At 48.1% G+C, this 12,673-nt stretch carries 13 protein-coding genes; 6 read left to right on the forward strand and 7 right to left on the reverse strand.

Annotated features, from left to right (window positions below; all coding sequences use genetic code 11):
• Positions 1–30: 30 nt before the first annotated feature.
• Positions 31–504, forward strand: a complete 474-nt coding sequence (locus KHQ28_RS06740; protein WP_032419369.1) for a hypothetical protein — start codon at positions 31–33, stop codon at positions 502–504.
• Between the two features lie 256 nt (positions 505–760).
• Here KHQ28_RS06740 and KHQ28_RS06745 read toward each other — a convergent pair whose 3' ends face one another.
• The 7 genes from KHQ28_RS06745 to KHQ28_RS06775 all read right to left on the reverse strand — a co-directional run bounded on the left by KHQ28_RS06745 (position 761) and on the right by KHQ28_RS06775 (position 6,194).
• Positions 761–1,117, reverse strand: a complete 357-nt coding sequence (locus tag KHQ28_RS06745) for a DUF4156 domain-containing protein (protein ID WP_021464585.1) — start codon at positions 1,115–1,117, stop codon at positions 761–763.
• 238 nt (positions 1,118–1,355) lie between these two features.
• Positions 1,356–1,892, reverse strand: a complete 537-nt coding sequence (locus tag KHQ28_RS06750; protein WP_020802545.1) for an Ail/Lom family outer membrane beta-barrel protein — start codon at positions 1,890–1,892, stop codon at positions 1,356–1,358.
• 209 nt (positions 1,893–2,101) lie between these two features.
• Complete coding sequence (locus KHQ28_RS06755; RefSeq protein WP_004183096.1) at positions 2,102–2,590, reverse strand: hypothetical protein; 489 nt, start codon at positions 2,588–2,590, stop codon at positions 2,102–2,104.
• Positions 2,563–3,297: a transcriptional regulator gene (locus tag KHQ28_RS06760; protein WP_032419370.1), complete on the reverse strand. Its 735-nt coding sequence runs from the start codon at positions 3,295–3,297 to the stop codon at positions 2,563–2,565. The genes KHQ28_RS06755 and KHQ28_RS06760 overlap by 28 nt, the downstream gene beginning before the upstream one ends.
• 56 nt (positions 3,298–3,353) lie before the next feature.
• Positions 3,354–4,916: an EAL domain-containing protein gene (locus KHQ28_RS06765; protein WP_077259193.1), complete on the reverse strand. Its 1,563-nt coding sequence runs from the start codon at positions 4,914–4,916 to the stop codon at positions 3,354–3,356.
• Between the two features lie 58 nt (positions 4,917–4,974).
• Complete coding sequence (locus KHQ28_RS06770) at positions 4,975–5,475, reverse strand: hypothetical protein (RefSeq protein ID WP_026005907.1); 501 nt, start codon at positions 5,473–5,475, stop codon at positions 4,975–4,977.
• Positions 5,448–6,194, reverse strand: coding sequence for a membrane protein (locus KHQ28_RS06775; RefSeq protein WP_032419511.1), 747 nt, complete (start codon positions 6,192–6,194; stop codon positions 5,448–5,450). The genes KHQ28_RS06770 and KHQ28_RS06775 overlap by 28 nt, the downstream gene beginning before the upstream one ends.
• Positions 6,195–6,670: 476 nt before the next feature.
• On the opposite strand from KHQ28_RS06775, the gene KHQ28_RS06780 reads away from it, so the two are divergent.
• Genes KHQ28_RS06780 through KHQ28_RS06800 form a run of 5 tightly spaced genes read left to right on the forward strand, consistent with a single transcriptional unit; the run spans position 6,671 to position 12,603 of the window.
• Positions 6,671–7,207, forward strand: a complete 537-nt coding sequence (locus tag KHQ28_RS06780; protein WP_004183089.1) for a fimbrial protein — start codon at positions 6,671–6,673, stop codon at positions 7,205–7,207.
• A 59-nt stretch (positions 7,208–7,266) separates the two neighbouring features.
• On the forward strand, positions 7,267–8,025 hold the full coding sequence (locus KHQ28_RS06785; RefSeq protein ID WP_009309770.1) for a fimbria/pilus periplasmic chaperone: 759 nt from the start codon (positions 7,267–7,269) through the stop codon (positions 8,023–8,025).
• Positions 8,009–10,564 (forward strand): fimbrial outer membrane usher protein, encoded by a 2,556-nt coding sequence (locus KHQ28_RS06790; protein WP_032419371.1) that lies wholly within the window; start codon positions 8,009–8,011, stop codon positions 10,562–10,564. The genes KHQ28_RS06785 and KHQ28_RS06790 overlap by 17 nt, the downstream gene beginning before the upstream one ends.
• Positions 10,565–10,568: 4 nt before the next feature.
• Positions 10,569–11,903 (forward strand): fimbrial usher protein StbD, encoded by a 1,335-nt coding sequence (stbD, locus tag KHQ28_RS06795; protein ID WP_021441244.1) that lies wholly within the window; start codon positions 10,569–10,571, stop codon positions 11,901–11,903.
• Positions 11,869–12,603, forward strand: a complete 735-nt coding sequence (locus tag KHQ28_RS06800) for a fimbrial assembly chaperone (protein WP_021464589.1) — start codon at positions 11,869–11,871, stop codon at positions 12,601–12,603. The genes stbD and KHQ28_RS06800 overlap by 35 nt, the downstream gene beginning before the upstream one ends.
• The last annotated feature ends 70 nt before the right edge of the window (positions 12,604–12,673 follow it).

The following is a 12,673-nucleotide window of genomic DNA, read 5'->3' on the forward strand; positions in this document are numbered from 1 at the left end:
GTGTTACTCTCTCTTTTCGTGGAATAGTATATGAATAGAATAAAAATTGCTTTTGGCTTTTTTATTTCTGGCGCTGTACTGGGCCTTTTTTATAATTTGCTGAACGATAAAATACATCATAAGGAAGAGTGCACGGCATCGCTCGTCGTGTTCAAGGGTAATACACAAACTAACTTGACGTTAAATTTCATGTATTCGCTTGATGAAAGCAAGGGCACTGTTGCGGTCAGCGGTAGTTATCTGGATGGAGGGAAACTGCAGGGCCACATCAGAAGAGACGTCATTTATGATATGGTCAAAAATCATGAATCTCATCATTTCCACTCCCGAGAAATAAACCGATACGGTAACATTGATTCTGTATCGGATACGTTCCTGGCCACCATCCTGCCAGATTTTTACGTTTATCCGGATGAAAAAATAAGCTATGTCATCTCAAAACAAAATGAACATAGCTTCCTGATAAAAGTTGGTTCAAGGCCACTACTGTATTGCGCTAACTAAAGCTATAGATGATTTGTCAGGGTGACTCATCACCTGCTATTTTTTGGGCATAATCATCCATTAAGTGGTCTGAATCGCCACAGGTTTACGCTATCAGTCAGGCAATAAACATTCCCCGACAGAAATGATGGGTCGATGACACCGCTACTAACCACTTCGCTATATAGTTATAAAGAAAGGGGGAGTTGAACAGGCAGCATAGTTTAAACTTTACTACCTGCATTATCCTCAGGAGGTTATCAAGATAGAGATATTATCACCGACACCGATAAACCGTGCCGCTTAATGTAACGTTTGTTTGCTGGCTTGAACCTGTGCCATGATAGACGCTACCGGTCTGACCCGCTCTTTGGGTTAACAGTACCACGACGTTCCCCCCCATTTTCCACGCTTTATTTTTTAGATCATTTCGGGCCCCCGTCTCGAGGTTGCTATTTGACGTCCATCCTCCCGTGAAAAAATTACCCTGGCTACCAGTCACGTCCCCTAAATAGGTGCACGAAGTATCAGGTTCGTTATGTGTTATACGTACTCCCTCAGCGCCATGTTGTAAGGAGTTAGCGCTACAAGCTGTTAGCATAAAAGCGGCCAGAAAGACCATTTTTTTGTTCATGTTAATACCTTAATCAATTCTGCTAAAAATAATCCAATAGTTGCGAAACCAGTCGAATGTTGAGGCGCATTGTGCTGGCAATAAAATATACTTCCCAGGGAGCTCCAGGGAGATTTACGATTTAAACTACCATCAAGTATAACTATCTTAAGGGTCCATAATATCTCTTATCGTCGTCATGATATTTTATTTTTTTGAGATAATGTATTCCTTGCCATAAACAGAGGCGTTTTAGGTATTAGAAACGATAACCTACGCTCACACCAAATGTATTTGTATCAACGAAAAGTAATTTGGCCGTTTCCCATGAGAGGCCAAGGGAAAGATTCGTTAATGGATTAAAAATAACGCCTGCTCCATAGGCAAAAGCATTTTCTGAAGAGGAATGATTATCCCGGTTTTTTATCTTCATTTCTGCCATGCCGACATTACCATACAAACTAATATAGTCATTAAACCGATAGGTCGGTCCAATCATTAACGAACTATAGCTGGTAGTATTATCCCCATCTTTATGTAACTTCCCCGCGTCCCACTTGTAATTTTGTAGTTCATGACGAGTGGCGGTAAGAGAGGTTAATACCCCCCAGTCAGAATTGAACTCATAACGATATTTTAGTGCGAGGCCACGAAGATCTTTACTGGCAGAGTTCTTTAACGCACTAAGGTGCGTTTGGGCATAGCCAACCGAGAGGGTATGATTTTCCATCGCTACCGCTAATGCGGGCGAAAATAATAGTGCTGCCATAATCCATGGTGAAAAAATACGCTGCATGTAAAGCTCCTTACTGGTAAATAACTCAATGCTTATCAACAAGCAATCACCGTAGAAGACCGATTGCGGCAGCAATATAACCATAAAAATCGAGAGAAAATTATGAAATTAGTCTTACATATATTTTACCGTCACTTTCAGAAAAAGTATGATTTAGTAAGCTATTGATATTAATAGATAAAAAACCTATTAGCAACGCAAACCCAGGTTCACTGCAAGGTACAAACGTTATATATCTGACGATTTATTGAGTACAAATAGGTGCTATTACCGACTCTGGTGACTCTTATTTCATTAGCGGCACCGGGGTGCAGCAAGCGAAAATGTGCTAAAAAATCACCGGCAGTATCAGTAGAAAACACCTTTACCGAATCAACATCAAATGTATAAATTCCGGCCCCCGGCATCTTCAGGTTTTTTATATATACATCGCGATACAACACTTTTTTTATCTGCTGTGCGGTGATGATGTCATATTGAAGCGTAATGCGTTTATTTTTGAAATCAAGGACGATATTGCCATCAGCGTGAAAATTACCCGGTTGAACTGAGGTTACCGTCCTGGTAGTACATAAAAAAGCGTTCAAATCTGATAAAGGGTAGCGTTGTTGACGTACATGTAAAATCAGTAACGCGAAGGATACCGCCAGGATAAGCAGCGTAATGCTGTTCAGTACCGTTCTTTGATAGTGATGCATTTGGGCTCCGAAACATTCAGTTGATTCAGACACTGAACAAAAATATTGGTATTAGGGACACGAATATAATAAATAAAATTGCCATTTTGCTTATAGACTTGCGGGCTCAACTCGGAAAAAGCCCCCACCGCATCCTCAAGAGTACGGTTATCCTCTGTAACACCGTAAAAGGTATATCCGTTATAGGTTCCCAATTCAGAAAAATAATCTGGCTTACTGTTGTGGTATATATAAATCATTACCAGAAAGAATAACGTTGCGCCGATTAAAAAAAACCATTCTTTCCTGATGGTAAACTGAGAAATTTGCGTTGGTTCTGGCGACGCGTCTGCAACTGGCGCAACGGTATAGCTGGCGATATTTTGCATTGCGGATGTTGAAGCATCAGGCAATGATTCGATGGATACCGAGAGCGTTACGCCGACCTTAGGACGCGTTAATACCGCTGAAGGGGGAAGGCCGACCTTTTCAAATGAACCGCGTAACTGGTTGATTAATTTATAATAGCTCGCACTGGAAACCACAACGCCTTTTCGTCCCCATACCCAGGCAATTAAGTCATCCTTCTTAAATAACCCTTCATGGAAAGCAATAAGCAAATTGCATTCGGATTCAGAAATTCTCAAGCTTTCGCGATCGCACGACAGCGTCATCTTTTCGCAATCAAGAATGACTTTCTTATCAATTAGGTATTTTTTCTTACTCATAAGACCTTCTGTTAAGAATGCGTCGTTCAGGTTAAACCATTATGTTACCTCAGTGGTTACTGATTTATTGAACATTTTTTGCATTTAATCCTGTCATTTTGCTCATTGGCACGCGTATCAAGCCAGCGCGTAAAATCAGATGAACACATAGGCTTTGCGTAAAGATAGCCCTGTATAAATCCTACGTTATGATCGAGAATATAGCTCAATTGATGTTCTGAACTCACGCCTTCCGCAACGATATTAAGACCGAGTTTATGGCTAAGCATGATAATGGTATCCAGAATGGGCACGTCGCTACCGCTGGTATCAATCGTATCGACAAAAGTACGATCGATTTTCAGATAATCAACGGGTAGCTGCTGGAGGTAAGAAAGCGAACAGTAGCCGGTACCAAAATCGTCTATCGCTATCAATATGCCTTTCTCACGTAGCCGTATCAGCTTATCTGACACAAGTGCTGGTTGTACAATGAGGCTGCGTTCGGTGAGCTCCAGCATCAGACGCAGATTGCCTAATCTTGCCTGTAACAACTCAACGTCTTCAATAAAGCTCTCATGCACCAAGTGTTCAGGCGAAATATTAACACTGATATAAAAGCCTTCGGCGACCTGCCACCTTTCGACATCCTCGGCGATGAGCTTAAACAGATGCCGCGAAAGCGGAACGATCATACCTTCGTTTTCTGCGGCGGTGATGAAAATGTCGGGTGTAATAAAACGACCATCGGGAAGAGGCCAACGCATTAATGCCTCTACCCCACCACAATTACCGCGGTTGACGTTAAATACTGGTTGATAATGCACCGTGAACTGCGCATTTTTCATACCGCGGATAATTTCTCGCGCCATGGACATCCGCATTTTCGACCAATGCCGGTAAAGAACCAGGGTCAAAAATGAGAAGCAAAACGAGAGAGGGATAAAAATGAGCAGAGATTTCATCCAAACTGCCGTCAATGTGCCAAGAGGCGCAGCGACGGTAAGAGAAATCTTTCCGTCGTCAGTGACGTAATTCTGGGTCATCACTATTCGATCATACTGTGCTGGTTGACTGATAATGGCATCGCCTTTGCCAAATCTAAGGCTGAAAACGGCCTCTCTCTCCTCTGAGAGTACATCCATCAGCTCCTGGACATACCGAGAATCGACGATAACAAACGCCGCTTTATCCGCCGCGACTTGCTGTGTGTAAACCACCGCGGGCCTGCCAGGCCCACCGGCCATCCAGCTAAATGAGCGAACCCACCTGGCAGGTAGCGGCGTTGGGAGCGTTTTACCTGGTGGCAGAGGAAAAGGATGCGCCTGCTCTCTGCTAACAAAGGAACAGAGCAGATTGCCCTTTTCCAGCAAACCAATATCACGAATATAAGGAGTAAAGGCGCGGGTACGGTTAAGCTCCGACAAAATTTCAGCGCAGGGCCTGTCCGCTAATTTTACGGCTTGCCCGGTGACCCGCCACGAAGCAGTTGAGACATCTTCACTAAAACGTAATAAGGTTTTCGCACTCAGGGCGACATCCTGTTTAAACTGCAGGACACTGACCAGCAGTGCTAACGTAAGCATCATGACCAGCGGCACCAGCACTGCACAAATTATATACGATAGTTTTAGCTTCACTGGTTTCGCCTCTCATTCACGAATGGATGTGCGGTGGTATAGCTGACCGCAAGCCCCATTATGCCTTGGTGCTACCGCTGGTTGTGCAAAAATTATAGATCTGCCGGTTTAGTGAAAAAAGATAGGTTCGCTGACCGACTTTGTTTATCGTCAGCTCATTCACGGTTGCCGGTTGCAGGAGACGCAGCCAGGAAAACATCTCCCCCGTCGTATCCGAATCAAATTTGTGTACGGCTTCAATCCGGAAAGTGTAGGTTTTCGGGCCAATGCGGTTAGGCGCACTGATGGTGATGTCCTGAAAGAATAACCGCTGCTCCCGCTGTTGATCCTGCACGGCGTAATGAATAGCAATCCGATTGGATTTCAAGTCCAGCACCAATGTTCCGCTCAAAATTAATTTTCGCGACTTTATATAAACATTTGATTTAGCAGTGCAAATAAGGTTATTCACTTCTTCCGTATCGCGTCTGGCTCCCCGATACACCTGCGTTGCCAGCACCATACATGCGCAGAGCAGACCACACAGGATAATTAGTAACGCTCTTTGATGGTAATGCATTTTGGTACCGCCGTTTCAACAGGATTCAGGCACTGCAAAAAAAGATTCATGTTCGGCTCCCGGAGGTAATAAAGATAATGTCCGTTCTGGCGACATAGCGGTAGCGTCAGGGTGTTATAGGCCGAAACCACCTCCTTAAATGTCACTTTATCGCTCGCCATTTTGAAGAAGATATAGCCATCCTTATCACCAAGCATCCTGAAGGTGCTTTTGTGTTTATTTTGCACAGGTGCATGTTGAAATAGCATCGCTATAGCCGTTAACAGCATCAACAACATTGTCAGCACCAGAAGACGTATTTTGGCGGTAAATTTTTTACCCTCCGCGAGATGAGTCTGTCGACTGTCTTTACCCCGCGCTGTATCGCTGGCCTGTTCGCCTGCTTCCGAACGTTGTTTTTTGAACGGTTCTAATGGCAGTGACAACGAAACACCAATTCGTGGACGGGTAACAATATCGTCCGCTTTCAAACCAACGAGCGAAAAATTATTCCGCATTTGATTAATAAGCTTGTAATAACTCGATTCTGAAACACAACCCGCACGATTCTTCCAGACGAAATCAATGATATCTTCTTTTTTATATATACCGCGATGGAAGGCAAGAAGTAGGTTTGTCTCCGACTCAGAGATTTTAATAATCTTATTACCATTAGCCAATGTCATTCTGGCACTATCAAATATCACCTTTTTAGCGATTAACAACAACTCTTCATCCATGGAAAATCCGTTCTTCAATACACTTACTCTGTCGCCTGTCATATTAACACAGGGTGAAATGATTTCACCCACCTTAACATTCGCAATCTTTTCACAAAACACAGTCACTAACATCAACTCTGCTACCCTTATTGCTTACTCTTCACCAAATCAATAGATTAGCTTCCTTTATGAATTTTTCTTACCTTTTTTGAATATCAACACACCAGTCAAGTAAGATAAATTTAAGGAATATTCAGCACATCAGTAAGCTCTTTTCAGAAAATGGTTCGTAATCTTGCCTTTAAAACATGATGGCGCCGCCCGGCGATTGACCACGTCGCTATGCAACCTTATCACCGGGAACCGCACAATAAAATCACCTGGCGAGACGCTATTTTGTTTTGCATCAACTAAAGGACGTTGTCTTTATCTGCCCTAGCTGCAGAGCGAGCCTCATCATATATAAATGAATAGCAACAAAGGAATAAAAAACCATGTTCAAGAAAACCACACTGGCTTTATTAACAGCCTCACTTTTTATTTCCACCAGCGCGCTAGCCATATCTAATAATACTATTACCTTTCGCGGTGAAGTTTCCGATGAAACCTGTTCTGTGGCGATTAACGGCAATCAGGCAAAACCGGTAGTTATTCTGCCGACGGTGAGTGCCAAGGAATTGGCGAAAGGCGGTGATGTCGCAGGTCAGGTGACATTTGATATTGGTCTCACCGGCTGCACGGGTAATACCGATAGAGCGACCAAAATCTCTACCGTCTTCGTTGGTAACCAGGTGACCAGCAACGGTAATCTTGGGAATACGGGAGACGCGACCAACGTTGAAGTACAACTCCTTGATACCGCAAATAAAGTTATCAATTTGACCAACGGCTTCAAAGGTGAAGGCGATCTACAACTGAAGCCTGGAGAGACGGAAGCCAGCGCCACCTACACTGCGCAGTATTACGCCACAGGAGCAGCATCGGCTGGTACGGTCGAAGCCACTCTCCAGTACGCCGTTTCCTACCTGTAAAACTCTCCGTGGTCCGGTGCTAGCCGTCGGACCTTTTTGATAGCAATGGAGTTGTTGCGATGAAAAAGGATGCCCCCCGTTCAGGGCTACGCTATCTGGTGCTGCTGATAGCCCTGTTCTTTCCCGTTACCGGGGCCTGGGCCAGCGTTACCATTGTAGGCAGTCGGATTATTTATCCATCGACCGTCGCCTCAGTCGATGTACAGCTAAAAAATAACGATGACTTTCCCTATATCGTACAAACCTGGTTTGACAATGGCGATCTGCATATTGGGCCGGAGAACGCGAGCGGCATTCCTTTTATCTCTACGCCGCCAGTATTTCGAATCCAACCGAAATCAGGGCAGATTGTCCGCGTTGTCTATAGCCAGCGTAAAGCGCTGCCGCACGATCGTGAATCGGTTTTCTGGTTCAACGCGTTGCAGGTACCGCCAGCCAATATAGGTGGCCGCCAGCAAAATAAAGTGCTGGTGATGCTTAGGACGCGGATCAAACTCTTCTATCGGCCGGAAGGCATTGGTTCACCAGGTAATCTGGCGAAAAAACTGCACATCACCGTGGTGCGTAATGCCCGAAAAGGCGCCGGTATTGTCATCAGCAATCCGCAACCCTGGTATGCCTCCCTCAGTAATCTGAGCGTGAAAGTAAATGGTACTTCACGCGAGCTTAATGTCGACATGGTCCCCCCTTTTTCCAGTCGCACTTTCTGGATACCGGGAAACGTCAGCGCCAATTCACTTAACGGTACCGTCACTGTGACGGTGGTTAACGACCAGGGTGCAAGGATAAGCGAGCGTTATCATGTCGCTGAAGGTTAAATTCTCACGCCAAAATATCTTCGTTATCTTAGCCGTAGCCTGCGTTGGTCAGGCTTTCGGTGAAGAATATTATTTCGACCCCTCTCTATTGCAGGGAACAGCTTACGGACAAGGTATGGCGAGCGTTAACGGACCCGACACCCCCGCCGGAGAGTATCTGGTTGACGTTATCGTCAATGGAACGCTGATAAAATCCGGCGTAAAAATCCGCTTTAGTCCAGTCAATGGCGGACAGCGCACCGAGCCCTGCCTTCCGTTATCGCTGATGCAGGCCGCTCAGGTTAAATCGCTCCCGGACAACGCGCTGCAAAATAGCTGCCGTCCGCTAAGGGATTGGGTATCCCGCGGTGAATGGCAATTTGATAGCGCGACGCTACAGTTCCGGCTTACGCTACCGATGAGCGAGCTTATGCACAGGCCGCGCGGCTATATCCCGCCTTCGCAGTGGGACAGCGGCGCGCTGGCTCTGTTTTTACGCCATAACACCAACTGGACCCACACAGACAACACCAGCCAGCACTTCCGCTACCACTATTTGTGGAGCGGCATCAACGTTGGCAGCAATATTGGCCTGTGGCAGCTCCGCCATCAGGGGAATCTGCGCTATGCCGACAGTAACCAAAGCGGTAGCGCCTGGCATTATAATCGCGTGCGCACCTGGGTACAGCGGCCACTCACCGCAATCGACAGCATCATGGCATTTGGCGATAACTATACCGACTCCAGTTTATTCGGCAGCCTGTCATTCAATGGTATTAAACTCGCCACGGATGAGCGCATGTGGCCGCAGGGCAAACGCGGCTATGCGCCGGAGGTGCATGGCGTGGCGTCAAGCAGCGCGCGGGTGGTCATCAAACAGCTAGGCAAAGTTATCTATGAAACCCATGTTCCACCTGGCCCGTTCTATATAGATGATCTTTACAACACCCGCTATCAGGGGGATTTGCAGGTTAAGGTGATTGAGGCTAACGGAAAGGTTTCTCGTTTTACCGTTCCCTATTCCGCCGTTCCCGACTCGGTGCGCCCTGGTAACTGGCACTACGCTTTTGCTCTAGGCAAGGTCCGCCAATATTACCGCATCGACAACCGTTTTCTTGAGGGGACGCTGCAGCACGGGGTGAATAATCATCTCACGCTTAATCTTGGATCGCGGTTGGCGCATGATTATCAGGCCTGGCTGGCTGGCGGCGTTCTGGCAACCCGTCTGGGCGCGTTCGGGATGAATGCCACCTGGTCTGGCGCACAAGTGGAACATAACGATCGGCAGCAGGGCTGGCGCGCGGAGTTCAGCTATAGCAAGACCTTTTCCACAGGCACTAATCTGGTACTGGCGGCTTATCGCTACTCAACCGGCGGATTCCGCGATTTAGAAGATGTGTTTGGCGTCCGGCAACAGGAGCACAACAGCATTGTTTACTACTCCGATACCCTACACCAACGCCAACGTCTTTCTGCAACCGTCAGCCAGCCGTTAGGTCGGTTGGGGACGCTCAATCTTAGCGCCAGTACCGCTGATTATTACAATAACCGGTCGCGGATCACGCAACTGCAGCTGGGCTATAGCAACCAGTGGCGAAAAGTGAGTTATGGATTCAACCTTGCCAGGCAACGCTCCACCTGGGACGATGGCCGCTTCTACCACAGCGTTAACGAACCGCAGGATCTGAACCAGCGGCAAAAATATACCGAGACGACGCTATCGTTCACTTTATCCATTCCCTTTAACTGGGGTGACAATCCGACCTCCGTGGCAATGAATTATAACCAGTCGCGCGCGAACCGATCCTCAACCTTGTCGATGAACGGAACCCGTGGCGAGCAGAACGAACTCTCCTGGTCGGTCTACGGCGGCTATGATCGCTATCGCAATGGGGATGAAGGGACAGCAACGACTTTTGGCGGCAACGTCCAGCAAAACACCCGTTTTGGGGCGCTGCGCGTGGGCTACGATCAGGGAAAAGACTATCGTCAGGTGGCGCTAGGCTCCTCCGGAACCGTGGTGTTGCATTCCGGTGGCGTGACGTTCGGCCCCTACGCCAGCGACACGTTTGCATTAATTCACGCCGATGGCGCACAGGGCGCCGTCGTACAGAACGGTCAGGGGGCGGTAATCGACCGTTTTGGGTATGCCATTTTGCCCTCGCTATCTCCCTATCGTCGCAACAACGTCTCACTCGATACCCGGCAGATGCGCAGCGATGCTGAGCTGACCGGGGGAAGTCAACAGGTGGTTCCCTATGCTGGCGCGATCGCACGGGTGAACTTCTCAACGATTACCGGCAAAGCAGTGCTCATCGCGGTGAAAATGGCAGATGGCGGCATACCGCCAATGGGCGCCGAGGTCATGAACAGCGAAGGCGCCGTCATTGGGATGGTCGGGCAAGGCGGGCAGGTGTATGCCCGGATCAGCACACCCTCTGGCTCATTACTGGTGCGTTGGGGAAAAGGAGCCAACCGACGTTGCCGTGTGCCTTACCAGTTCGATATGCATTCTCCTGAAAACGTGATTTATCTCACGACTACCTGCGAGAGGAAATAGTCTCATGTGTCATCTTCGCCGAACGCTGCTGTTTGCAGCTGGCCTGCTTTTCAGCACCGCGCCCTGGGCTAACTGCGTTAAGGTCACGGATAATAGTTTCCTTTCTGAGGCTGCGATTAAAGCGGGTTATACCGCGCGCTACTGGCGCGGCGCCTATGATGACAATATCGGTCATCTTGGTCTGCCGTCAGTCATTAGCGTTAGCGCCAATAACAAGTTCCAGCCTTCAGGTACTGTGCTTGCCAGCGCAGTGGCTAATTTCCTTACCGCCGGCGTTCAGACGCCCTACTCGGCAAAACAGGTGCTTTACCGCTGTGATTTGAAGGATGCAGGGCAACTGTACGAATTATATTCTACCAATGCCGATAACCCTTTTGTTGGAGGACGCCGGGCGAAAGAAGTTGAAGGGGCCTACTATGACGCGGAACGTAACGTCGCGGTACGGATGACTAACCTGAGTACTGGCGAATACTATAGCCGCTACTGGAAGCAGCGCCAGCTTACTGCGGATAGTTGGTTTCAGGACGATCGCGCAATCTATATTCCCGCAGGCGCGTTTAGTAATGTCCTGTATGAGATGATTAAAATCGCCGCCTCGGATCAGTATATTTATTCGGACAGAATCAACAAAGACCTCTATACCCAGCCGCGCGGTTATATCGCCTTTAAAGGGCCGGGCTTAATAACATCCGCTATTCAGCCAGGTATGGATCATGCTTCAAGCTATTATGGTTGGCCTGCTTATTGGCCCGGTGCATGGAGTAGCTATAATCAGGTTACCTATATTCGCGGCGCAGCTTGCACCATTGAAGATTATCCTGCGACAGTGCTGCTCCCCACCATATCAGCAGAAGCGCTTACTTCTGGCGAAAGCAGCGAGGCGCCTTTCAGTATAACGCTTGAGTGCGAAGCCGGCGCGATGTCTTCAACTCACCCCACAACCCAGGTAGCTAATGTCGCCATGGGCTTTTTGGTCAACCAGCCTGCGGCTGTTGCCGCCGCGCGCCGCCTGGGCCTGACGACCACCGGTGGCGGATTAACCTGGTTACTGGATACGCATTATGGCGAAAAGGGCGTGGCTTCCGGAGTAGGAATACGGATTTACGATGAGCGCGGTGCGCCGCTTAACCTGTTACCAGACAAAACGAGTACGGGAACGGGCAATGCCCGTGGCTGGTATGGGTATAAGGAGCTCACGGTACAAACCGGCAAAAAAGATCATGGTTCGGTGGAAATCTGGCACGGTGATTTTACGGCCTCCCTTGAGGCGCTTGGAGGACAAACGGTAACGGTAGGGAGCGTGAATGCGCAGTTACAGGCAGTGGTTAGTTTTCAGTAAGGCTTTGTTAGCGCTATTGTTGCTGGCAGGCATCACTCCGGCGCCGTTTGCTGCGGTTAACGTTGATCGAACCCGGCTCGTCTTCGCTGCTAACGATGTTGTCCAGTCGCTGACGCTCACAAACGATAGCGTGACGCCGATGCTGTTACAGGTCTGGACCGATGCCGGAGAGACGGCCTCTTCACCAGACAGTAGCCGCACGCCGCTGGTGGTCTTGCCCCCTGTCTTTAAAATGCAGCCGGATGAGTTGAGAACGCTTCGTGTGATGCTGAGCTCGCGCCGTAGTTTGCCAGGGGATCGGGAAAGCCTTTTCTGGCTTAATATTTACCAGATCCCCCCCGAGCAGAATGCAACAGACAGCGTCACTCGCAAATTAGTGTTACCCCTGCGATTACGGTTAAAGGTATTTATTCGTCCGCACGGCTTAAAGGCCCCCACCAGCAACGATGAGCGGAAATTACGCTTCAGTATCGCTTCGCAGGGCATCACGATAACCAATCCGACCCCGTGGTATATGAGCCTGGCTGTCGCGCCGATAAAGGGAATAAGTATCGGTAACATCATGCTCGCGCCCTATGAGCAGCGCGATGTCGCGCTTTCTAATATGCCAGCGGTGGGGTCAACAGTAGACTATGCGGTGATTAATGATTCGGGGAACTGGCGGACCTATACCGCAACCATTATGGATAAAGAAATTTGAGCGCCATTTTTTATTACCGAAAGTGAATCAGAAGCCTCACTCTTCTGCCACTCTATTGCAGATGGCAGTT

The organism is Klebsiella sp. 28, from assembly GCF_018223905.1.
Lineage (GTDB): Bacteria > Pseudomonadota > Gammaproteobacteria > Enterobacterales > Enterobacteriaceae > Klebsiella > Klebsiella pneumoniae.

Coding starts and splice junctions, on each gene's coding strand:
- KHQ28_RS06750 (WP_020802545.1), bottom strand. CDS start 1,892: ATGCAGCGTATTTTTTCACCATGGATTATGGCAGCACTATTATTTTCG.
- KHQ28_RS06760 (WP_032419370.1), bottom strand. CDS start 3,297: ATGAGTAAGAAAAAATACCTAATTGATAAGAAAGTCATTCTTGATTGC.
- KHQ28_RS06775 (WP_032419511.1), bottom strand. CDS start 6,194: ATGGATGAAGAGTTGTTGTTAATCGCTAAAAAGGTGATATTTGATAGT.
- KHQ28_RS06745 (WP_021464585.1), bottom strand. CDS start 1,117: ATGAACAAAAAAATGGTCTTTCTGGCCGCTTTTATGCTAACAGCTTGT.
- KHQ28_RS06770 (WP_026005907.1), bottom strand. CDS start 5,475: ATGCATTACCATCAAAGAGCGTTACTAATTATCCTGTGTGGTCTGCTC.
- stbD (WP_021441244.1), top strand. CDS start 10,569: ATGTGTCATCTTCGCCGAACGCTGCTGTTTGCAGCTGGCCTGCTTTTC.
- KHQ28_RS06800 (WP_021464589.1), top strand. CDS start 11,869: ATGCGCAGTTACAGGCAGTGGTTAGTTTTCAGTAAGGCTTTGTTAGCG.
- KHQ28_RS06785 (WP_009309770.1), top strand. CDS start 7,267: ATGAAAAAGGATGCCCCCCGTTCAGGGCTACGCTATCTGGTGCTGCTG.
- KHQ28_RS06740 (WP_032419369.1), top strand. CDS start 31: ATGAATAGAATAAAAATTGCTTTTGGCTTTTTTATTTCTGGCGCTGTA.
- KHQ28_RS06780 (WP_004183089.1), top strand. CDS start 6,671: ATGTTCAAGAAAACCACACTGGCTTTATTAACAGCCTCACTTTTTATT.
- KHQ28_RS06790 (WP_032419371.1), top strand. CDS start 8,009: ATGTCGCTGAAGGTTAAATTCTCACGCCAAAATATCTTCGTTATCTTA.
- KHQ28_RS06755 (WP_004183096.1), bottom strand. CDS start 2,590: ATGCATCACTATCAAAGAACGGTACTGAACAGCATTACGCTGCTTATC.